General features: G+C 66.9%; 15 protein-coding genes. 13 read left to right on the forward strand and 2 right to left on the reverse strand.

The window, feature by feature from the left end; genetic code table 11:
• Positions 1-26: 26 nt before the first annotated feature.
• The 8 genes from FBF35_RS01400 (at position 27) to ppdK (ending at position 12,844) form a co-directional block, all read left to right on the forward strand.
• Entirely contained in the window at positions 27-992 is a 966-nt protein-coding gene (locus tag FBF35_RS01400) for an AAA family ATPase (protein ID WP_034463698.1), read from the forward strand.
• A 19-nt stretch (positions 993-1,011) separates the two neighbouring features.
• A complete protein-coding gene (locus tag FBF35_RS01405; protein ID WP_060566260.1) occupies positions 1,012-2,238 on the forward strand; it encodes a DUF58 domain-containing protein in 1,227 nt (408 codons plus the stop codon).
• A complete protein-coding gene (locus tag FBF35_RS01410; RefSeq protein WP_187348960.1) occupies positions 2,235-4,898 on the forward strand; it encodes a transglutaminaseTgpA domain-containing protein in 2,664 nt (887 codons plus the stop codon). The genes FBF35_RS01405 and FBF35_RS01410 overlap by 4 nt, the downstream gene beginning before the upstream one ends.
• Before the next feature lie 17 nt (positions 4,899-4,915).
• Positions 4,916-6,430 carry a serine/threonine-protein kinase gene (locus tag FBF35_RS01415; protein ID WP_060566261.1) on the forward strand — a complete coding sequence of 505 codons (1,515 nt, stop codon included), beginning with the start codon at positions 4,916-4,918 and terminating at the stop codon, positions 6,428-6,430.
• 136 nt (positions 6,431-6,566) lie between these two features.
• The gene (locus FBF35_RS01420) at positions 6,567-7,439 is read left to right on the forward strand and encodes a PP2C family protein-serine/threonine phosphatase (RefSeq protein WP_060566262.1); all 873 of its coding nucleotides are present in this window, start codon (positions 6,567-6,569) and stop codon (positions 7,437-7,439) included.
• Entirely contained in the window at positions 7,439-8,752 is a 1,314-nt protein-coding gene (locus FBF35_RS01425) for an FHA domain-containing protein (protein ID WP_060566263.1), read from the forward strand. Before FBF35_RS01420 ends, FBF35_RS01425 begins: the two co-directional genes overlap by 1 nt.
• A gap of 130 nt (positions 8,753-8,882) precedes the next feature.
• Complete coding sequence (locus FBF35_RS01430; protein ID WP_060566264.1) at positions 8,883-9,869, forward strand: hypothetical protein; 987 nt, start codon at positions 8,883-8,885, stop codon at positions 9,867-9,869.
• A gap of 257 nt (positions 9,870-10,126) precedes the next feature.
• A complete protein-coding gene (gene ppdK, locus FBF35_RS01435; protein ID WP_060566265.1) occupies positions 10,127-12,844 on the forward strand; it encodes a pyruvate, phosphate dikinase in 2,718 nt (905 codons plus the stop codon).
• A 952-nt stretch (positions 12,845-13,796) separates the two neighbouring features.
• Here the strand turns inward: ppdK and FBF35_RS01445 are convergent.
• Both FBF35_RS01445 and FBF35_RS01450 read right to left on the reverse strand, forming a co-directional pair.
• Positions 13,797-14,621 carry a CPBP family intramembrane glutamic endopeptidase gene (locus tag FBF35_RS01445; RefSeq protein WP_060566266.1) on the reverse strand — a complete coding sequence of 275 codons (825 nt, stop codon included), beginning with the start codon at positions 14,619-14,621 and terminating at the stop codon, positions 13,797-13,799.
• Between the two features lie 155 nt (positions 14,622-14,776).
• Positions 14,777-15,577, reverse strand: coding sequence for a type II CAAX endopeptidase family protein (locus FBF35_RS01450; RefSeq protein ID WP_060566267.1), 801 nt, complete (start codon positions 15,575-15,577; stop codon positions 14,777-14,779).
• Positions 15,578-15,907: 330 nt separating this feature from the next.
• Between FBF35_RS01450 and FBF35_RS01455 the strand changes: the two genes are divergently transcribed.
• The 5 genes from FBF35_RS01455 (at position 15,908) to FBF35_RS01475 (ending at position 22,191) form a co-directional block, all read left to right on the forward strand.
• Positions 15,908-17,566 (forward strand): FTR1 family protein, encoded by a 1,659-nt coding sequence (locus tag FBF35_RS01455; protein WP_060566268.1) that lies wholly within the window; start codon positions 15,908-15,910, stop codon positions 17,564-17,566.
• A gap of 56 nt (positions 17,567-17,622) precedes the next feature.
• Positions 17,623-18,255 (forward strand): iron transporter, encoded by a 633-nt coding sequence (locus tag FBF35_RS01460; RefSeq protein WP_060566269.1) that lies wholly within the window; start codon positions 17,623-17,625, stop codon positions 18,253-18,255.
• Positions 18,256-18,391: 136 nt separating this feature from the next.
• A complete protein-coding gene (locus FBF35_RS01465) occupies positions 18,392-19,711 on the forward strand; it encodes a DUF2318 domain-containing protein (protein WP_060566270.1) in 1,320 nt (439 codons plus the stop codon).
• A gap of 21 nt (positions 19,712-19,732) precedes the next feature.
• Complete coding sequence (locus tag FBF35_RS01470) at positions 19,733-20,998, forward strand: ABC transporter permease (protein ID WP_060566271.1); 1,266 nt, start codon at positions 19,733-19,735, stop codon at positions 20,996-20,998.
• Between the two features lie 5 nt (positions 20,999-21,003).
• Positions 21,004-22,191 (forward strand): ABC transporter permease, encoded by a 1,188-nt coding sequence (locus FBF35_RS01475; RefSeq protein ID WP_060566431.1) that lies wholly within the window; start codon positions 21,004-21,006, stop codon positions 22,189-22,191.
• Positions 22,192-22,198: the final 7 nt, after the last annotated feature.

Raw genomic sequence — 22,198 nt, forward strand, 5'->3', positions numbered from 1 at the left:
CCCCGCCACACAACAAAGGTAGAAACATGACCCTTTCCATTGAGGATGCAACCAGGTTCGCCCAGGTCTTCAAGGGCCTCGTCGACGGCGTGTCCGTGGCGGTCCTGGACAAGCGCCAGGCCGTGCGACTCGCGCTCACGACGATGTTCGCGGGCGGACACCTCCTGCTCGAGGACGCCCCCGGCACCGGTAAGACCGCGCTGGCGCGCGCCATCAGCGCCGTCATCGACGGCACGCACTCGCGCATCCAGTTCACCCCGGACCTGCTGCCCTCGGACATCACCGGCGTCAACATGTTCAACCAGAAGACGGGCGAGTGGGTCTTCCACGCCGGCCCCGTCTTCGCGGAGATCGTCCTGGCAGACGAGATCAACCGTGCGTCGCCCAAGACCCAGTCCGCCCTCCTGGAGGTGATGGAAGAGGCCCAGGTGACGGTTGACGGCGTGCGCCGCCCCGCCCCCCAGCCCTTCATGGTCATCGCGACCCAGAACCCCGTCGAGCAGGCAGGCACCTACCCGCTGCCCGAGGCCCAGCTGGACCGCTTCCTCATGAAGACCTCGATCGGCTACCCCTCGCGCTCCGCGATGATTGACGTCCTCGACGGCTCGGCCTCGCCCGACCGCTCGAAGAACCTCAAGCCCCTGCTGTCGGGCAAGGACATCGTCGCCTGGGCGGCCCTGGCCTCGGCGAACCACACCGACCGTGCCGTTCTCGACTACGTGGCCGCGCTGGCGGAGGCGACCCGCGAGGACGAGTCCTCGCTGCTGGGCGTGTCCACCCGTGGCGCCATCGGCATGGTGCGCTGCGCACGCGTGTGGGCGGCCGCGCAGGGACGTAACTTCGTCCTGCCCGACGACATCAAGGCCCTCGCGGTGCCCGTGTGGGCGCACCGTGTCATCGTCGACCCCGACGCCGCGTTCTCGGGAGCGACCGCCGAGGGCGTCATCCAGCGTGCCCTGACGTCGGTGCCCGCACCGGCCGTCGGCGCGTAAGGAAACGCCGGATACAACGATGGAAGGGATGCGAACGGACACCCCCACGATGGTCTCGCCCAAACGGGCGCAGGCCGTTCGTTCGCATCCCCTCAAAGCCCTCGTGGGCGCGGTCACCCCGACCGGGTGGGCGGTCATCACGCTCGTCATCGTGGGCCTTGCGCTCGCGGTGGCCTTCCAGTGGGTCGAGGCCCTGGCGTGCGCTCTCGCGGGCGTCGTGGCCCTGGTGCTCGCCGCGATGCGCGTCGCGTGGCGTCCCCCGCACGTCGTGTCGATCCGCGTCCCCAACGAGCGCATCGTGGCCGGCCAGACCGCCGTTGGCGAGATTTCGGTGCGCAACGAGCGGGCGCGTTCCGTGCGCTCGGGCATCATCGAGCTGCCGATCGGCACGGGCACGGGCGAGTTCGTCGTGCCCCCGCTGGGCGCTCACGAGACCTGGGACGAGATGTTCCTGATTTCCTCGCGTCACCGAGGCCTCATCAACGTCGGCCCCGCGCGCGCCGTGCGCTCTGACGCGCTCGGCCTGCTGCGCCGCGTACGCATGTGGGACGAGCCCGTCCTCCTGCACGTGCACCCGCGCACCGTGCGTGTTCCCTTCGACGCGACCGGCTTCCAGCTGGACGTCGAGGGCGTGGCCACGGGCAAGCTCTCCAGCTCCGACGTGTCCTTCCACGCGCTGCGCGACTACGAGCCGGGCGACGACCGCCGCGCCGTGCACTGGCAGTCGACCGCGCGCCTGGGCAAGCTCATCGTGCGCCAGTACGAGGAGACGCACCGCTCCCACCACGTCATCGTCCTCGATACGTCCCGCGACGCGTGGGACCACGACACCTTCGAGACCGCGGTCTCCGTTGCCGGCTCCTTGGGCCTGGCAAACCTGCGCGAATCACGCCCCGTGTCGCTGTCCACGACCGAGGGCTGGCTGCCGTCGGGCGTCGCCATGCGCATGCTGGACGCCCTCTCCGAGGTGAAGGCGCGTTCCTTCGGCGACCTGTCGCGCCGCGTGCGCGAGGCCGTGGCCCAGCGTCCCGGCGTCTCCGCCCTCACCCTCATCGTCGGTCCGAACGTGACGGACATCGAGGCCGCCCACCTGGCGCGCCTGGCCCCGATCGACGTTCCGGTCTCCATTATTCGTATCGGTGCGGAGGGCGTGCGAGCCCGCCGTGACCTCGGCCGTGGTGTGCTCCTGGATTGCTCGACGCTGGACGACCTGCCGCGCATTATCGTCGCCGGAGGCCTCGCATGAGCAAGAACGTCAACACCAAGCCCCGCGCTCAGCGCATCGATTCCCAGGACGAGGCCGCGGCCTCGTCCCTGGAGGCGACCGAGCAGCACGAGGCCACAGCCCAGGACCGGGCGCCCGCCGCCGCGGGCGAGTCGCCGGCGCCCAAGCCCAGGACCACTCGTAACCGTCTGCTGACGATCACGCAGCGCTTCGCGACGTTCCGCACGCGCCTGCCGATCTGGTCGCTGCTCGTCCTCGCCCTGCTGTTCGCCGGACCGGTCGCGGCCTTCGAGCCCGTCTTCGGCGGGGGAGCGGGCGCGATCGCCGCGGGTGCGGGCGTGGCCTGCGGCCTCTTGATCGCCGCCGCCTCGACGCGTTGGCGCTGGGACGCGCTGACGACTGTCCTGAGCGTCGTCGTTACGTACTTCCTGCTGGGCAGTGCGGCCGCCCTGCGCGCCGAGGCCCTCTACGGGTTCCTGCCCACGGGTAAGACCCTGCAGGTCATGGTGCTGGGTTCCTTCCGCGCGTGGAAGGACCTGCTCACCCTGACGGCTCCCGTGTCCGTCTACTCGGGTCCGGCCCTCGTGCCGTGGATGTGCGGCCTCGTGTGCGCTGTTCTCGCGGGCCTGATCACTGCCCGCTCCGGACGTGCGGTCCTTGGGTCGATCCCGCTCGTCGTCATGGGCGTCATTTCGGTTTTCTTTGGCCTGTCTCACCATGCGCTGCCCGTGTGGGCCGTGCTGGCCTGGTGGGCACTCCTGGCCGCCTGGTGGGCGCTGGCCGCCCAGTACCAGCGCATCACGCTGGGACAGGACGTCCTCGTGGGTCGCTCCGCCTCGGGCGGCGGCGAGGCGACGGCCGCGCGCCAGTCGCGTTCGACCGTGTACGTCGGCACGCGCCTGCTGGGCGCCCTCGCCGTCCTCGCGGTGTCCGTCGGCGTCGCGCTGCCCGCTGCGGCGTTCCTCGGCGCGGGCGGGACGCGCATCGTGGGCCGCGACCTGGTCCAGCCGCCCCTCGACATTCAGGCCTACCCCTCGCCCCTGTCCTCCTTCCGCCACTACACGACGGACCTGCAGGACGAAACCCTCCTGACCGTCTCCGACCTGCCGGAGAACCAGCGCGTGCGCATCGCCGCGATGGACGTGTACGACGGCACGACCTTCGGTATGTCCAATAAGCGCGGCGACGGACACACGGGCTACATTCCCGTGGAGTCCACGATCCCCGGCCGCGCCGAGGGCAACTCCCTCGTGACCGTGACGACGAATGGCCTGTCGGGCCCGTGGGTGCCGGTGCTCGGCAACCCCTCGGAGATCGCCTTCACGGGTGCGAATTCGGCTGCCCAGAAGGACGGCCTCTACGTGGACACGTGGGCGAACGCCGCGCTGACGACCGGCCCGGCCGGAACAATGACCTACAACGTGCGCACGTCCTTCGCCGAGCCAGTGCGCGACGAGGACCTGGCGTCCCTGTCGGTCGTGCCGCTGTCTGCAACGGACAAGAACGTTCCCGAGGGCCTGGCGACGAAGGTCTCTGAGATCACCCAGAACGCCTCCACGGCTCTGTCCGCCGCGCGCGCGATCGAGCACTACCTGGCGAACAACGGCTACTACCTGAACGAGAACACGCAGTTCTCGCGTCCGGGTGTGCGCACGGACCGTCTGGAGCGCATGCTGAGCGGCGACGAGCGGCTCATCGGCGACGACCAGCAGTATTCGGCGCTGATGGCGCTCATGCTGCACCAGCTGGGCATCAACGCCCGCGTGGTCATGGGCGCCTACCCCGAGGGCGGCTCCCAGGGCGGTCCCGCGACCCTGCACGGCTCGGATATCCGCGCGTGGGTTGAGGTCGAGTTCGAGGGCGGCGTTTGGGCCGTCTTCGATCCCACGCCCCCGCGCGACCACACGCCGCAGACCCAGGTCCCCAAGCCTCGGAGCGTCCCGCGCCCGCAGGTGCTCCAGCCCCCGGAGCCCCCGGAGGCTCCCGCCGAGCTGCCGCCGACGACGCGCGACCAGAACGCCGATCCGATGGAGCCCCCGGCCGAGCCCTTCCCGTGGGGTCTCGTCGCCGGCATCTCGGGTGGCATCCTGTTGATTCTTCTGCCGCCGCTGATGGTCCTGCTGTTCAAGGCGGGACGCCGCAGGCGTCGGCGCCGCGCCGCCGCCGTGGGCGCGCTGGTCGGCTCGTGGGACGAGGTCGTGGACCTCGCCGCCGACTCTGGCCTGCGCATCGACGTGGGGCGTACGCGCCAGGAGACCGCCTGGTCGCTGGCCTCCCAGTGGGAGCTCGGCGAGGACCCGGGCGACCCCTTTACCCTGGTCACGGGCGAGGTGCGCCACGGCGACAACGGTTCGACGGACTCGGTGGAGGTCGACGAGGCCGAGGCCGGCAAGGGCCGTTACATCATCGACGGCTGGAGTCGCTTCGGTGACGACGTGCCCGCCCCCGTGGTGATCGCACGCTACGCGGATATCGCGAGCTTCGCTTCGAACGGTGCCTCGCGTGACCGTGCGCGTGACGCGTGGGCCCAAGTGCGTTCCCTGCGTACCCAGGTGAGCAAGAAGGCCGGCTTCCTGGCGCGCGTGCGCCGCGCGCTGTCCCTGCGAAGCCTGCGCATGCGCCGCAAGTTGCGACTGAGCGCGTCGATTGCGCGCACGATGGATGAGGAGAAGAAGGCGTGACGCCAGCGGTTGCGGGTATGAGGGGCCCGGAGATTCCCGGTTTCCGGTGGGTGCGCCCGCTGGGCCAGGGTGGCTTCGCCGACGTCTTCCTGTACCGTCAGGAGCTGCCGAGCCGCGAGGTCGCCATCAAGGTCGTGCGTACGCAGGGCGATGAGCGGGGCACGAAGGAACTGCACCGCGAGGCTGACGCCATGACGCTGCTGGCCGGTCACCCCGCGGTTGTCGAGCTGCACGGCGTGGGTACGACGGCCGACGGCCGCGCCTACCTGGTGATGGAATATTGCCCGGTGGCTGACCTGCTCACGCAGGTGCGTGCGCGCCCGATGGACCTGGAGAAGGCCCTCGACACGATGATCAAGGTGTGCGGCGGCGTGGAAATGTTCCACCGCCAGGGTTACGTGCACCGCGATATCAAGCCGTCCAACATCATGCTGGACGCCTACGGCAAGCCGGTGCTCGCCGACTTTGGCGTGGCCTCGAAGATCGGGCAGCTGGAGGTCGGCGCGTTCGACGGCTTCTCGGTGCTGTGGGCGCCTCCGGAGCAGCAGGACGTGAATTCCCCCGCCTCGCCCCTGCAGGACGTGTGGGCGCTGGCCTCAACGACGTGGACCTTCGTGACGGGCCGCAGCCCCTTCGAGGACCCGATCGGCGACAATTCTGCCGCGTCGATCGCGAACCGCGTGCAGCGCGGCCGCATGCGTGGCCTGGGCCGCGCGGATGCGCCGGCGGAACTCGAGCGCGTGCTGCGTGCGGCCATGGCGATCGACCCGCAGGAGCGCACGCAGAGCGCGATGGAGTTCGGTCAGGGGCTGCAGCGCGTCCAGAAGGAGCTGGGCCTGCCGCGCACGGAGATGGAGATCAAGGAGAAGCGCTCCAAGGCCTCTACGACCGTCTCGGGGGACCAGAAGACGCGCCTGCGCGGCGCGCCCGTCATCGACCCGGATAAGACGCGCCTGCGCTCCTCGGCCTCGTACTCCTTCGAGGGTGGGGCGGGCTCCGGCGGCGTTGAGGCCGTCGCGGATTCATGGAAGATCGAGCGTTCCTCGGACGTGGACGAGGACTCGATCGGTCGAGTGGTCGAGGATTCCTCGGGCGCCAAGCGGGGCATCTCGCCCGTCGTGGGTGTGCTCCTGGCGCTGGTGGCCGCAGTGATCGCGGCCGGCCTGGTCGTGGGCATGCTGCGCGGCGAAGGCTCCTTTACTCGCATTTCTCCCGCCCCCGAGACGACGAGTGCGTCTCCCGCCCCCGGGGATGCCGTGGGGTCGGCCCCGCCGCAGGCGTCCGGCCTGGCGGGGGAGTACGCCGACGGCGTGGTGACGTGGACGTGGACGGCGCCGACGGGCCCGGCCCCCTCCGACATCGTCTACGCCTACGAGGCCACGGGTCCGGCAGGCACGTCGCGCGGCCGCGTGGAGACCACGACGGCGATGGTGGACGGCGCCAGCGGCGAGAATTGCATGGAGATCACGACGGTGTCCCGCTCGTCAGGGCGCATGTCCGAGCCGCTGCGCGCGTGTGTGGATGTGCCGTGATGCGGATCATGCAATCGGTTCAGTTGTACGCATCGCGACCCATCGCTTCTCAACGAGGCGCTGGTCACGTCGCGTGTAGAATGGTCAGTATCGCGCGTGATCCCTCGCGCTCAACGCAGCTAAAGGATGAAGGCACATGTCTCTGAATGAACATGCGGAACGTCCCGCAGTTCGATGGGGCGCCTCGACCGACATCGGTCCGGTCCGCTCCGAAAACGAGGATTCATGGCTGGCTGTCCCTCCCGTTTTCGCCGTCGCAGATGGGATGGGTGGTCACCTGGGTGGTGCCCAGGCCTCGTCGAGTGCCGTCATTACCCTCCAGGAGTTCCTGAGCCCCGATCGTCTGGGCAACCGCCCCGTCGACCTGGTGGACCTGTCTGTCGCGATCGACGCGGCGGCGACGGCCGTCGCCTCGCTGGCCCCGATCGATAATCCGTCAAGCGCCCCGGGCACGACCCTGTCGGGCGTTATGGTGCTGCGCACCGCCGAGGGACCGTACTGGCTCTCATTTAACGTGGGCGACTCGCGTGTGTATGTCGTGGGCGGCGGGGGTATCCGTCAGCTCACCCATGACCACTCCGCACTGCAGGAGGCGCGCGACCTCGCGGCCACCTCCGGAGCGCCCCGTGTGATCCCTCCCGCAAACGTTGTGACAAAGGCGCTGGGTGCCGGGCAGACCGGAAGTGTGAAAGCCGACTACACAATCATGCCGCTGGAAGAAGGCGATCGGGCGGTCATCTGTACAGACGGCGTGCACGGCGTCCTGCGCGATTCGCAGATTCATGCGGTTGTTGCGGCTGGTGACGGTCCTCAGGGGACCGCGGATACGCTTGTGCGCGCGTCGCTGGAATCGGGCACGCGGGACAATACGACCGCCGTTGTAGTTTACGCAGGAACCAAATCACGAGTAACATTGACATCGAATGTCATGAATCGGATGATTCAACCAGTACGTCCGGCGTCGATCGAGACCGCTCGCCGGGTTCCTCGTAGAGAAGGCAGTAACTGATGCTTCAGATTGGACGCTTCCTGTGCCGCGGGCAGGGCGCGATGCTCGTCACGGGCCCCCTCGGTGCGGCGCTGGTTCCGCTCGACTTCGCAGACTCTGCGGCCGACGTGGTCTGGGGTCGTGCTGACACCCAGGCGTGGCTGTCTCACGTTCAGGCCGAAAAGGGCGACGCCCTCCTCCTGGACTGCGCGGGCGAGCAGCCCTACCTGACCGTGCTGGGTAACATCCAGCTGCGCATGCGCGCCGCCGGCCAGATCACCGAGCAGGTGTGGACCGACCCGATCTGGGCGTGGCCCTTCAACCCCGGCGAGTGGCAGACCTTCGAGGCCACCATCATCGACGGCGACGAGGTCACCTGGATGGTGCCCGCCGCCGACCGCGTCGAGGCCGGCGAGATCCGCATCGGCCGCGCGCTCGACGAGGTCGAGGCCCTCGCCTCGATGCCCGTCGACACCATGGGCTTCCTCATCAACCCCGACATCCCGGATCACGAGCGTCGCGCCCGCCGCGAGGCCCGCGAGGAACTGCCGGAGCCGACCATGCACACCGCCTCCGTGGACCTGGCTGCCGTCGAGGCCCAGTTCCTCGCCGCGACCAGCAACGGTCCCGTGTCGCTGAGCTCCGCTTCCCGCACCCCCGAGGAGGTCACCGAGGAGTCGGACGAGCAGATCGAAGACGAGTCACACGAGGAGGCGCCCGCGAAGGACGCCGAGCAGCCCTCGGGTGAGCTCTACGTCGTCGCCGACGCGGAGGAACCGCCGGTCGACACGGCGGAGTCCGCCGAGCGCGCCGGTGGTTTCGGCGAGTCCGGTACCCCGGCCTCGTCCGAGGTCGTCGCTGAGGCTCCCGTCGCTGAGCCTCCCGCCGCCCCCGAGGCCATGAGCGCCGAGGGCCTGGCCGACCTGGGTGCCGAGACCGACACCGAGGCGACGATCCTGCGCCTGGCCCCCACGAACTCGGGCCCCGCCGCGCCCGTCGCGTTCCTGATTCACGGCGGCACCGTGCCCGTCGAGGTTTCCCGCGACGTCGTCATCGGCCGCGACCCCGACGCCCGTGCGCTGACCGGCCGCCCCGTCGCGACCGTCCTGCGCGTGCCCAGCCCGCAGACCGAGATCTCCCGTTCGCACTGCGCCGTCATGATGACGACCCCCGGCTCCTGGGCCCTCATGGACCTGGGCAGCGCGAACGGCACCGTCCTGCGTCACGCCGACGGCTCGTTCCAGGACGTCACCCCCATGGTGACGATCGCCCTGAACGACGGCGACCTCATCGACGTGGGCGAGGGAACCACCATCGAGTTCCGCGTGCGCTGATTGACTCAAACGCTGCAGGTGGGGCGGGCCTTCGGGCTCGCCCCACCTGCGTTTGTATTAGCCTGGTGTGCGTCACCGCCCCGGCCTAGGCGGAGCGGTATGCCCCTCAACCAGCGGAAGGTCAGTCCCGATGAGTCGTCGATCGTGGTTCATCCTCGTCCTCGTGTGCGTCGTTGCGTTGGGGGCGATCGCAGGTGTTGCCTATCAAAGCAACACGGAAAAGAGCGTCGAGGAGGCGGCGCGCTACTACGCCGATGCGATCGCTGAAGGGCGCGTGAATGACGCTCTTGAGGTCGAGTCGGGGGACAGCTTCGGGGAAGCGACGAAGAGTGCAGATCGGGCATTTGATCTTCGTGGCGCCAAGACCGTGGAACCTGCGCGGGTCAAGGAGGTGCGCCTGCACAATCAGCCTGACCTGCACGGGCGTCAGGGAGCCGTCATCGAGTTCATAGTCGGTGAGGACTCTGTCAATCGCGAAATCTACCTGGAGCGCGTGAAGGAGCCCCTGAAACCAGTGGGCTACTGGCGCGTTGTCAGCAGTGCCGCGCGCGCCGTACGCATCGATACGGAGGGGTACGGCAGGGATGTGACCATCGGTGGGGTCTCCATCGGGCCCCTTGGGCGGACAGCCTATGATGAGAACAAGGCGAAATATCTGCCCGATGACTATCTGTGGTACCGCGCCAGTCAAGAAGTCACGGTTTACGCGTACCCGGGCATCTACGAAGCCGTCGTCGATACTGCCTCTGAACACGTCAATCTGACGGTGGACAAGGCGACCTCGAGAACGACCATGGATCTGAGCAAAGATGTTGACGAGCATGAGATCAAGGCGGTTGTCGATACCGATGCCGCGTTGTGGCTGAAACGCAATGCGGAGGCGTATCTGACAGAGTGCCTCCGGGGCGGCACGCCGGATCGCACATTCTGTCCCCCTGAACGACTGTCGGATGTGCAGCAGGTGAGCATTGGGTCGACGTCGGGGGGCTATTCCACGGGAATCCGCCTGTCGGATGTCGTTGTGCGTACCTCGAGCGAGGAACGCACGCTCAACCTGATGGGCGAGGTCGTCTTTGATCCCTCGAACGGCCTCCACATGCTGCTCAAGCCGCTATAGGTCGCGGCACCGCCCGGCTGTCGCGCGGTCGTGCCTTCGAGGGGGAAGGTTGTGACGTTGCCGCTGATCGGATGACTTTCTCATCCCGTGCGCCCGGTGAGGAAAGATGAGGGGGCTGTCCCGGCCTCGTCTATGTAAGGACAATCATACTCTCGCGCGCCTTGAGGTGACCTAGGTCCCTTGAAGCGTGTATCCTTACCCCTGGTAGCGACCCGCTGGTGGGTCGGTCATCGCAAACACGGAAGTTGAGGACCACGATGGTCAAGTACGTATACGACTTCTCCGAGGGCGACAAGTCCATGAAGGACCTCCTCGGAGGAAAGGGAGCCAACCTCGCCGAGATGACGAAGCTCGGTCTGCCCGTTCCCCCCGGCTTCACGATCACCACCGAGGCGTGCCGCGCATACCTCAAGGAGTCGACGGTTCCCGAGTCGCTTGCCACCGAGGTCACCACCGCCCTGCGCGGCGTCGAAGACCAGATGGGCCGCCACCTCGGCGATCCTTCCGACCCGCTCCTCGTCTCCGTGCGAAGCGGCGCCAAGTTCTCCATGCCCGGCATGATGGAAACCGTCCTGAACATCGGCCTCAACGATGAGTCCGTTCTCGGCCTTGCTGCCGTTAGCGGTAACGAGCGCTTCGCGTGGGACTCCTACCGCCGCCTCATCCAGATGTTCGGCAAGACCGTTCTCGACATCGACGGCGACCTCTTCTCTGACGCCCTCGACGAGCTCAAGGCCGAGCGTGGCGTGAAGGGCGATACCGAGCTGACCGCCGAGGACCTCAAGGGCCTCGTCGACACCTTCAAGGGCATCGTCAAGGAACAGACCGGCAACGACTTCCCGCAGGACCCGCGCACCCAGATGGACATGGGCATCGAGGCCGTGTTCCGCTCCTGGAACACCGAGCGCGCCCGCATCTACCGCCGCCGTGAGCGCATCCCCCACGACCTGGGCACCGCCGTCAACATCTGCACCATGGTGTTCGGCAACATGGGCGAAAACTCGGGCACCGGCGTGTGCTTCACCCGCGACCCCTCCTCCGGCCACTCCGGCGTCTACGGCGACTACCTCGAGAACGCGCAGGGCGAGGACGTCGTTGCGGGCATCCGCAACACCCTGCCCCTGTCCGCCCTCAAGGACATCAACAAGCCCGTCTACGACGAGCTGCGCGCCATCATGCGCAAGCTGGAGACCCACTACCGCGACATGTGTGACATCGAGTTCACCGTCGAGCGCGGCAAGCTGTGGATGCTCCAGACCCGCGTCGGCAAGCGCACCGCCGCCGCCGCGTTCCGTATCGCCACCCAGCTCCTGGGCGAAAAGCTCATCACCCGCGACGAGGCCCTGGGCCGCGTGACCGGCGATCAGCTCACCCAGCTGATGTTCCCGCAGTTCGACGCCAAGGCCGAGAAGGAGCTCATTGCTCGCGGCATGGCCGCCTCCCCGGGCGCCGCCGTCGGCAAGATCGCCTTCAACAACGCCCAGGCCGTCGAGGCCGCCGAGAACGGCATCAAGACCGTCCTCGTGCGTCGCGAGACCAACCCCGATGACCTGCCCGGCATGGTCGCCGCCGAAGGCGTCCTGACCGCCCGTGGCGGCAAGACCTCGCACGCCGCCGTCGTCGCCCGCGGCATGGGCAAGACCTGCGTGTGTGGCGCCGAATCCCTCGTCATCGACGAAGCTGCCGGCACCGTGACCATCGGCGACCTCGTCCTGACCGCCGACGACACCATCGCCATCGACGGCCAGACCGGCGAGATCTTCCGCGGTGAGGTTCCCGTCGCCGACTCGCCCGTCACCACCTACCTGGCTGACGGCCTCGAGGCCGGCATCGCCGCCGCCGGCGAGGACCAGGGCACCCGCGAGCTCGTCGAGGCCGTTGACAAGCTCCTCGGCCACGCCGACAAGGTCCGCCGCCTGCACGTGCGTGCCAACGCCGACACCCCCCTCGACTCCAAGCGCGCCATCGCCTTCGGCGCCGAGGGCATCGGCCTGTGCCGCACCGAGCACATGTTCCTGGGTGAGCGTCGTCCGCTCGTCGAGCGAGCGATCCTCTCGGCTCCCGAGTCCGACGAGCGCCAGGCCGCCTTCAACGAGCTCGAGAAGCTCCAGAAGCAGGACTTCCTCGAGATGCTCGAGGTCATGGACGGCAAGGCCATGACCGTGCGCCTCATCGACCCGCCGCTCCACGAGTTCATGCCCGCCCTCATCGAGCTGGAGACGAAGGTCGCCGTCGGCAAGGCCACCGGCACCCTCGACCCCGCCGACGAGGCCATGCTCGTCGAGGTCCGTCGCATGCACGAGCAGAACCCCATGCTGGGCCTGCGCGGCGTGCGCCTGGGCATCTACCTGCCCGGCCTGTTCGCCCTGCAGATGCGCGCCCTGTGCGAGGCAGCCGCCGAGCTCGTGGCCCGCGGCCTCAACCCGCGTCCCGAGATCATGGTCCCGCTCGTCGGCTCCGTGCGTGAGCTCCAGCTCGTGCGCGAGGAAGGCGAAGGCATCATCGCCTCCGTCGCCGCCGCCCACGGCGTGGACCTGTCCGGCGTCTCCATCGGCGCCATGATCGAGCTGCCCCGCGCCGCCATGACGGCCGAGGATCTCGCCGAGGAAGCCGACTTCTTCTCCTTCGGCACCAACGACCTGACGCAGACCGTGTGGGGCTTCTCGCGCGACGACGTCGAGGGCGTGTTCTTCCCGCAGTACATCGAGGCCGGCATCTTCGGCGTCTCCCCCTTCGAGTCCATCGACGTCCACGGCGTGGGCACCCTGGTCTCCGAGGGCGTGCGCCGCGCCCGCTCCACCAAGCCGAACATCAAGCTTGGCGTGTGTGGCGAGCACGGTGGCGACCCGCAGTCGATCCACTTCTTCCACAACGTGGGCGTCGACTACGTGTCCTGCTCCCCGTTCCGCGTCCCCGTCGCCCGCCTCGAGGCTGGCCGCGCCGCGGTCGAGGATCACGTGGACATGACCGCCTGATCGCTGGCGCTTGCTCTGCTGAGTAGCGCTGATTGAGCGCGGCGAGGCCGCGGCCGGGAAACCGGTCGCGGCCTCGTTTCGTTGTGGGTGCTGTGTGGTGTTGCTTGTGGCCCCACGGGTGTTCCGGGCGCCGGAGGGCCCGGCCGCCCGCGAGGCTAGGCGGCCTCACTTCGTTCGGCGCCGCGCCTCGAAGCCCGCCCGTGCCCTCCGGTCCCTCCGGCGCCCTCCACACCAGTGGTTCCTGGCCGCTGATGTGTGGCTTGGCGCGTTGTCTCGTCGTCCGGCCAGGCCCTGCTGCCGCCCGTGGGCATCGCAGGGGTCTTGCGCGCTGCGATTTCTGGCCGTTCTCTTGCGTGTTGTTACAAACGTCGTCAATCGGCGGTGTTTTTCGCGTGGATTTCTGATCCGTTGTTACAAACGTCGTAAATCCGACGGCTTTTTCGCTGAAAATAGTGGTTTTTGGGAGCAGATTGACGACGTTTGTAACAGAAGTCCTCGGAAGGGCTTTCAAATTGCTCCGGTTTGACGACGTTTGTAACGGATATTGCCCACGGGTGCCGCGGCCGGGCCGCACCACTGCCCGCGGGCGCCGCGGCCGGGCCCTGTTGGATAGGCGGCCCGGTTGTCTGAAACCCCTGTCGCCTTTGCTCGTGCGTGTTTGCGAGGGTTTGAAACCGCCATCGCCTTTGCGGGCGCAGATCGAGCCGTAACTGAAACCGCCATCGCCTTTGCGGGTGAGAAATGGGTGTTTTTGGTCCAGTTTTCGGGTGCAAAGGTGTTGTGGGTTTCAAGACGCAGACCCGGGCTTGTCGCAGAGGCGTTGCGGGTTTCAAACGTCACCTCAAGGCCTTGCGCAGGCATCGGCGGCTTCAGGCGGCGCGGCCGTCCACATCCAGCGGACGTACAGCAACGCCCCGCCCGAAGCCGGGCGGGGCGTCACGGCATCCAACAATCAGACGTTCTGCAAAGCTCCCTGCATGGCGAACATCAGGCCCACCATGATCGAGTTATTGAGCGCGTGGAACAGCCACGAGTACGCCACGTTCTTCCCGGACATCACGTACACGAGCGTCAGGACGATGCTGATGGGCAGGTATGTGAAGAAGTCCTGCCACTGGTGAGAATGCATGTACGCAAACAGCGCCGCGGAGATTGAAGCGACGAGCCACGTCGGCGCGTATGCGCTGAGCTTGCCGATGAGGATGTGGCGGTAGAAAATCTCCTCGACCATGGGCACCCCGATGGCGACGAAGAAGCAGAAGATGAGTCCCGTGCCGCCGTCAAAAATTGCGTTGATGACGGCCTGCTGGTTATCGGCGACCGGCGGGTTGAGCCCGTAGAGGGCGATGCGGGTCGCGGCCTGGACGATGACGACCAGGATCCACAGGCCGAAAAGCAGCAGGACCTTCAAGAAGGGGCGCGTGCGCAGATAGGAAAACGCGGGGAAAAACTCGCGCGAAAAAAGTGCCAGGACGATGATCAGGAAGACCGTGTCGACAGCGAGATTGATGGCCGTCAGGTTCCACGACTCGGGGAAGAGGAACATGGGAACGGCGCCCAGCAGGAAGAACGCGGCGTAGGGGATGCCGAAGATCGCGATGCGCACCCAGTCCGCGCGGGTCGGGCGCTCAGGGGACGAGGCCGGGACTGCCTCGCTCGAAACAGCCTCGCCGGGCAGGGGGAGGGGAGCGGTGGACACGGGGCCCTGCGGGCCTGTGTTCGTCACGAGAGAATCTGCCGCCTCGCTCAGGGGCTGTGTATTCGGGTTGGTTGCCATGAGTGGGATCCGCTTTCTGCCGCAAATTGTACTGCCCGAATATTATGACAGAATTTGAAATAAATTGGCGGGTGCATGTGTGTGAGAGTGCAGCAACGCCCCGCCCGAGGCCGGGCGGGGCGACACACAGGTAAGTCCGATACCCTCGCAGGCGACTAGACGAGGGACCTGACAATGAGCATGATCGAGTTGTTCAGCGCGTGGAACGTCCACGAGTATGCGACGTTCTTCCCGGACTTCACGTACACGAGCGTCAAGACGATGCTCAGCGGCAGGTACATGAAGAAGTCCTGCCACTGGTGAGAGTGCATGTACGCAAAAAGCGCCGCTGAGATCGACGCGACGAGCCATGTGGGCGCGTACGCGCTGAGCTTGCCGATGAGGATGTGGCGGAAGAACATTTCCTCGATGACGGGCACTCCAATGCCGACGAAGAAGGTGAAGACGATGCCGAGAGCCCCGTCATTCAGAAGGTTCATGACCTGCTGCTGGTTTTCGGCAATCGGTTGGTTGTGTCCGTAGAGGGCGATGCGGGTTACTGCCTGAATGGCGGTGACCAGGAACCATAGGCCGAAGAGGAGCGCGATCTTGCGTACGGGCCGCGTGCGCAGGTAGGTGAAAGCGGGGAAGAACTCGCGCCAGAAGAATGCGAGCGCCATGATCAGCAAGATGGTGTCGAGCCCGATGTTGATAGCGGTCAGGCTCCACGATGCGGGGAAGATCCATGTCGGCACTCCCACCAGGAAGAACGCCGCATAGGGGATGCCGAAGATCGCGATGCGCACCCAGTCCGCGCGCGTCGGGCGCTTGGGGGACGAGTCCGTGGCCGCCTCGCTCGAAACCGATTCGCCGGGTAGGGGGAGGGGAGCGGCGGACACGGGGCCCTGCGGGCCTGTGTTCGTCACGAGAGAATCTGCCGCCTCGCTCAGGGGCTGTGTATTCGGGTCGGTTGTCATGGGTGGTTTCCTCTTCCTGTCGAAAATTAGACCGCCCGAATATTTTGTCAGATCTTGACCTGATGGGGTGGGCGTGTGGTTGAACTGTGAGACATTAGAAATCCTGGATATTGCGCCACTTTTATGGCATCGTGTCAGCAAGCGATCATCCTGGGTCCTTAGTCCCTCAACGGGGCTATGTCCCCGCGCTAGGCACCGTCACGGCATGGTCACAATTTAGGACGACCTAAACAGACTGCTTTTCACCTGGGTGAGATGTGGCTACGCTCAATGCTTAGGAATTCCATCATCCCGGCGTTGCCTAATCGCCGGATCCACAGGAGGCAAGCGGTGACAGTGCTTCGCGCTCACGCGCATAGTATTCGCGCTCACGTACACAACATCGGTCAGCGACTCAGCCGCGTCCTCATCGTCGCCGTGATGGCGGCTCTGGCCGTGGCGATGTTCGCCTCGCCCTCGCGCGCCGCGGATCAGACGTGGAGCGATGTTTCGACCACGATCAATGGCCTGATCGACGAAGGTGTGTCCACCTTCAAGGCGGGCGACGCTAAGGGCGGCAAGGACAAAGTCAACGACGCCTACTACAAGCACTACGAGATCACCGGCATGGAGAAGCAGGTCATGGCCCGCATCTCCGGCTCGCGCGTCTCCCAGGTGGAGATGGAGTTCTCCCTCCTGAAGAAGGCCATGAGTGACGCCGACAGTGCGGGCGTCGATAGTCACGCTACGACCCTCAAGCAGTACATGGTCGAAGACGGCGCGTCCCTGGATGGCGTCGCCCCCGGGTCGGCAGCCCAGGCCTCGTCGGATGATTACAGCCCCGGCGCGTGGGGTGAGGTCGCCAAGACGATCAACGGCATCCTCGAAGACGGCGCCAACGCCTACAAGGGCGGCGACGCCAAGGCCGGTAAGGACAAGGTCAACGAGGCCTACTACAAGCACTACGAGATCACTGGCATGGAGAAGCAGGTCATGAGCCGCATCTCCGGTTCGCGCGTCTCGCAGGTGGAGATGGAGTTCTCTCTCCTCAAGAAGGCCATGACCGACGACGACTCGGCCGCGGTCGACCAGCACCTCTCGACGCTGACGAACTACATCCGCGAGGATGCCAACAGCCTTGACGGCTACACCGGCAAGGCCGCCGACAAGACTACTGACAGCTCGGGCACCTCCCCGTGGATCGCCCAGTTCCTGCCCTCCCTCCTCGTCATCCTGCGCGAGGGCATGGAGGCGATCCTGGTCGTCGCCGCCGTCCTGGCCTACCTGTCCAAGGCCGGCCACAAGAACAAGGCCCCCATCGTGTGGGGCGGCGTGGCCCTCGCCCTCGCCCTGTCCGTGGGCCTGGCCTTCCTCTTCAGCTACGTGACCTCCCTGGCGGGCGCCAACCAGGAGCTCCTCGAGGGCTTCGCCGCGCTCTTCGCGGTCGTCATGCTGATCTGGGTCTCCAACTGGATGATCAACAAGTCCTCCAACAAGGCCTGGGATGACTACATCAAGAAGCAGACGGACGCCTCGCTGACCAGCGGCTCCCTGCTGGGCCTGGCGTTCATCTCCTTCCTCGCGGTCCTGCGCGAGGGCGCCGAGACGATGCTCTTCTACGTGCCGATCGTCGCGGCTGCGGGCGACAAGGTCCACTACGTGTGGATCGGCCTGGCGGTCGGCCTCGTGGCCCTGGTCATCATCTACCTGCTCATCCAGTTCGCAGCGGTGCGCATTCCGCTGCGCCCCTTCTTCACCGTCACCTCGCTGCTGATGGCCTTCATGGCCTTCACCTTTACGGGTGCCGGTATCGGGGAACTCCAGGAGGCGGACGTCGTGTCCCTGACGCCCATCTCCGGCTTCCCCACCATTGACCTCTTGGGGATCTACCCCCGAGTGGAGAACCTGGCCGCGCAAGCCATCGTTCTCGCCATCATCGTCGGTCTCTATTTCTTCGGAAAAGCTCGCCTCGCCCGCGAGGCCGCCGCCCAGTCGCGGGCTGGGGAATGACACCCCCGAGCGACACCGACGTTTCACCCAACCAACACGCACAGGAGATCATCACTATGAAGCGCTCTCTGTTCCGCGTCGGCGCGGCCCTGGCCACGCTGGCCCTCGCAGGCACCCTGGCTGCCTGCTCCAACAACTCCTCCTCGTCCTCCAGCGAGAAGCCGTCGACCTCGTCCTCGGCCGCCGCTGACTCTGCCGCTCCCGCCCCCGGCGAGGACGCTGGCTTCGAAGAGCAGCCCCTCGGTGACGAGGTCCACGTCGGCCCCCTCGTCGTGGGTGGCGTCTACTTCCAGCCCGTCGAGATGGAACCCCAGGTGGGCACCCCCGCCGCAGATTCCTCGATGCACATTGAGGCCGACATCGCCGCCGCCGCCGACAACAAGCTCGGCTACGGCGCGGGTGACTTCGTCCCCGGCCTGACCGTGGACTACGCGATCAAGGACAAGTCCGGCACGACCGTCCAGGAGGGCACGCTCATGCCGATGAACGCGTCCGATGGCCCGCACTACGGCCTGAACCTGCCCAAGCTGGACGCCGGCACCTACGACGTGTCCTTCATGATCAAGCCCCCCAGCGTGTGGCTGCTGCACACCGACAAGACCACGGGTGTCGAGGGCCGCTTCTGGACCGAGCCGCTCGTCGCCGAATTCCCGGATTGGCAGTGGGATCCCACGGCCGTCTCCTGGTGATCGACGTGCACTCTTCGCGGGGCCGAGGCAGTGGTTCTTTGTCGGGACCTCTCGCCTCGGCCCTCGCCCCGTGAGGGGACTAGAATCGACACCGTAGCTACGACTTCGGTGAACCTTTATTTCGGGAGGAAAGCCAATGCTTCAGCAGATGAGTGAAGCAACCCTGACGCTGCTATTGACGATGCTCGCGCTCGGCGCCGTCATCCGCTTCATGCCCGCCGCCGGGCGTGGTCGCCGCGGTAAGAAGGCGCGCTCGCTCGCCGTGTGGGCCGGCATCGGCCTGGGCATGGTCTCCTCCCTGGCCCTGACGATCATTAACGTCGAGGCCCCCAAGTCCGTGAACCGCCAGACGGTTGGCCTGTTCACCCTCCCCGTCGGGATTCTCCTCGCGGTCCTGTTCCTTGCGCTCATCGCGGTGCGCTCGCGCCGCGTGCGCGCCCTCCTGCCCGGCGACGCCGACGACGAGGCCCGGGCGGCCTCGTCAATGGAAACCGCAGTGAGCGGGGATACCCTCGTGCGCATCGTCGGGGCCCTCTACATTGCGGCCGCCCTGTTCCGGGCCGTTCCGACCGCCATGAACCAGGCCGTCATGATGCTCTCGGGCGGCGTCGAGATCTACTCGACCCCGGTCGTCCTCGCGCTCGTCGGTTACACGCTGGCATGGGTGCTCGTCTGCTTCGTCGCCTGGGTGTCCTACCGCCTGTGCTCGTGGAACAACCGCGTGTGGCCGGCGGCCTTCATCCTGATCGCCCTGCTGGCCAACCACTCTCTGATGGTCGTGCGTATCCTCAAGGCCAAGCGCTGGATCTCAACCAGCAAGGAAACATGGGCGGTCATGTCGTGGTTCATCAACCACGAGGCCGTCTTCACGATCGCCGCTGGCCTGGCCCTGTGTGCTGTGGTGGTCCTGACCTGGCTGGCCTCGCGCTCCATTCCGACCGTCGGGGCAAACCCGGCCGAGGGGCGCCTGGGTCGCGCGCGCTCGCGCCTCTACAAGTCCATGGCCGGCACCGCCGCCCTCGGCTACCTGTGCGGCGCGCTGCTCATCACCGTCGGCGTCGCCTACGGCAGCCAGGAGATCGAGCTGTCCCCGCCCGAGTCCTTCAGCGTCGTCGACGACCAGGTGAGCGTCAACCTCGCCGACATCTCGGACGGCCACCTGCATCGCTTCGAGTACACGACCTCGGGCGGCGTGAAGGTGCGCTTCATCGTCATCCAGAAGTCCGGCTCCTCCTTCGGCGTTGGCCTGGATGCGTGCGAGATCTGCGGCCCCTCCGGCTACTACGAGAAGGACGGCAAGGTCATCTGCAAGCTGTGTGAAGTGGCGATGAACATCGCGACCATCGGCTTTAAGGGCGGCTGCAACCCGATCCCCATCGACTACAAGGTCTCCAACGGCACGCTGACCGTGCCGATCTCCGCCCTCGAGGCCTCGGCCTCCATCTTCGCGAAGTAAGGCTGACGCGTGTTTTTCCGAATGCTCCGCGGCGCCCTCACAAGACGCGGCAACCGCCACCTCATGATCGCCCTGACCGTCGCGCTGGGCGCCTGCGTCGCCACGTCCATGCTCTCCGTCATGTTCAACGTCGGCGACAAGGTCAACCAGGAACTCAAGTCCTACGGCGCGAACATCGTGGTGCGCCCGCAGGGCGCGGCCGTCCTCGACGACCTCTATAGCACGGGCGAAGCCACCGAGGCGCGCTCCTACCTGCGCGAGGACGAGCTCGGCAACATCAAGACAATCTTCTGGACGTACAACATCCTCGACTTCGCGCCCCTGCTGAACGTGTCCGCCACCGACGCGTCCGGCGAGCACGTGCCCACGACCGGCACGTGGTTTGGCCACCACCTCGAGCTGGCCACCGGCGAGAGCGTCGAGACCGGCCTCGACAAGCTGCGCGGCTGGTGGGGCATCGAGGGCTCCTGGCCGGCGGACGACGACGAGGACGGCGTCCTCGTCGGCACCACCTACGCGGCCGCCCACGGCCTGACGGTCGGCGACACTGTCACCCTCACCCGCGAAGGCATCACCCGCGACTTCACGGTGCGCGGCATCCTCACCAGCGGCGACGATGCCGACCGCGGCGTGTTCATTCAGCTTCCGCAGGCCCAGGCGCTCCTGAACCGCGAGGGCGTCGTCGGCAGCGTCGAGGTCTCCGCTCTGACCACGCCGGACAACGACCTGGCGCGCAAGGCGGCGAAGAACCCGAATTCGCTGAGCGTGTCCGAGAAGGAAACCTGGTACTGCACCGCCTACGTCTCCTCGATCGCCTTCCAGATCGAGGAAGTCATGACGGACTCTGTGGCCCGCCCGGTCCGCCAGGTCGCCCAGTCCGAAGGCGTCATCCTGGAAAAGACCCAGCTGCTCATGGTCCTCGTGACCGTCCTGGCGCTCATCGCCTCGGCCCTGGCCATTGCGAACCTGGTGACCGCAGGCGTCATGGAGCGTTCCAGCGAGATCGGCCTCATGAAGGCCGTGGGGGCCAAGGACAAGCAGATCATCGCCCTGTTCCTGACCGAAACGGTCATCGTCGGCCTGGTCGGTGGCGTCCTCGGCTACGGCGGAGGCCTCGCGCTGGCCCAGGCGATCGGCTACATGGTCTTCCACTCGTCGATCTCCTTCGTGCCCGTCGTCGTCGGCCTCGTCGCCGTCCTCGTCATCCTCGTCGTCCTGGGAGCCTCCATCCCGGCGATCCGCTACCTGCTGCGCCTCAACGCGGCGGAAGTCCTGCACGGAAGGTGATGCCCATGTCCAGACGAGCAATGTTCTGGCGGATGGTCACCTCCTCCATCCTGCGCCGCCGCTCCCGCGTCCTCATCGCGATCCTCGCCGTCGCCATCGGCGCGACCACACTGTCCGGCCTCGTCACGATCGCCGTCGACGTGCCGGCCCAGCTGGCCCGCGAGATCCGCTCCTACGGTGCCAACCTCGTCGTCACCCCCGCCGGGGACGTGCCCATCACGGACGAGGCCGTGGCCGCCGCAACCGCCCAGGTGCCCGCAAGCGCTCTGGTCGGATCCGCGGCCTTTGACTACGAGACCGTCACCATCAACGACCAGCCCTACGTGGCGGGCGGCGCCGACCTGGAGGCCGTGCACGCCATGAACCCGTACTGGTTCGTGGACGGTGAGTGGCCCGCTGCGACGGGCCAGGTGCTCGTGGGCGAGCAGGTCGCCTCGACGATCGACGTGAAGGCGGGGGACACGATCACGGTGAGCCAGCTGGACGCCGGCGCCTCCTCGAAGGGTGCGCAGGTGCAGTCCGGCGCCCCGGCCTCGGGCCTGAAGGTCGATCCGCGCACCGTCACCCTGACCGTGTCCGGCATCCTCAAGACCGGCGGTAACGAAGACGGCTACGTGTACATGTCCAGCCAGGACATGAGCGCCCTGACCGGGCAGAGCGGCACCGTGTCGCTCGCCGAATACTCGATCGCACTGGAGGGTGATCAGCTCAGCGCCATCGCCGACGCGATGAACGCCGCGAACCCCGACATTCACGCTCAGACCGTGCGCCGCCTCGCCCAGTCCGACACGGGTGTCCTCGCGATGCTGCGCTCCCTCCTCGTCGTCATCACCGTCATCGTGCTGGCGCTGACCATGATCGGCGTGTCCACCACGATGATCGCCGTCGTCACCGAGCGCCGCAACGAGATCGGCCTGCGCAAGGCCCTGGGCGCCACCTCCCGATCCATCACCCGCGAGTTCATGGGTGAGGGCGTCATGCTCGGCCTCATCGGCGGAATCCTGGGGGCCGGGGCAGGCTACGGCCTCGCCGTCCTCATCTCCACCTCCGTGTTCCACCGCTCTATCTCGCTGCACCCCGTCATCCTCCTCGGCACGGTCGCCTGCTCGATCCTCATCGCCGTCCTCGCCTGCCTCCCGCCCGTGCGCCGCGCACTGGCCGTCGACCCCGCGCTCGTCCTGCGCGGAGAATGAGAGTCAC

Origin of the sequence: Schaalia odontolytica, assembly GCF_005696695.1 — a bacterium.
Classification (GTDB): domain Bacteria; phylum Actinomycetota; class Actinomycetes; order Actinomycetales; family Actinomycetaceae; genus Pauljensenia; species Pauljensenia odontolytica_C.

Coding starts and splice junctions, on each gene's coding strand:
- FBF35_RS01450 (WP_060566267.1), bottom strand. CDS start 15,577: ATGACAACCGACCCGAATACACAGCCCCTGAGCGAGGCGGCAGATTCT.
- FBF35_RS01410 (WP_187348960.1), top strand. CDS start 2,235: ATGAGCAAGAACGTCAACACCAAGCCCCGCGCTCAGCGCATCGATTCC.
- FBF35_RS01400 (WP_034463698.1), top strand. CDS start 27: ATGACCCTTTCCATTGAGGATGCAACCAGGTTCGCCCAGGTCTTCAAG.
- FBF35_RS01420 (WP_060566262.1), top strand. CDS start 6,567: ATGTCTCTGAATGAACATGCGGAACGTCCCGCAGTTCGATGGGGCGCC.
- ppdK (WP_060566265.1), top strand. CDS start 10,127: ATGGTCAAGTACGTATACGACTTCTCCGAGGGCGACAAGTCCATGAAG.
- FBF35_RS01445 (WP_060566266.1), bottom strand. CDS start 14,621: ATGGCAACCAACCCGAATACACAGCCCCTGAGCGAGGCGGCAGATTCT.
- FBF35_RS01415 (WP_060566261.1), top strand. CDS start 4,916: ATGAGGGGCCCGGAGATTCCCGGTTTCCGGTGGGTGCGCCCGCTGGGC.
- FBF35_RS01475 (WP_060566431.1), top strand. CDS start 21,004: ATGTCCAGACGAGCAATGTTCTGGCGGATGGTCACCTCCTCCATCCTG.
- FBF35_RS01460 (WP_060566269.1), top strand. CDS start 17,623: ATGAAGCGCTCTCTGTTCCGCGTCGGCGCGGCCCTGGCCACGCTGGCC.
- FBF35_RS01470 (WP_060566271.1), top strand. CDS start 19,733: ATGCTCCGCGGCGCCCTCACAAGACGCGGCAACCGCCACCTCATGATC.
- FBF35_RS01405 (WP_060566260.1), top strand. CDS start 1,012: ATGGAAGGGATGCGAACGGACACCCCCACGATGGTCTCGCCCAAACGG.
- FBF35_RS01425 (WP_060566263.1), top strand. CDS start 7,439: ATGCTTCAGATTGGACGCTTCCTGTGCCGCGGGCAGGGCGCGATGCTC.
- FBF35_RS01465 (WP_060566270.1), top strand. CDS start 18,392: ATGCTTCAGCAGATGAGTGAAGCAACCCTGACGCTGCTATTGACGATG.
- FBF35_RS01430 (WP_060566264.1), top strand. CDS start 8,883: ATGAGTCGTCGATCGTGGTTCATCCTCGTCCTCGTGTGCGTCGTTGCG.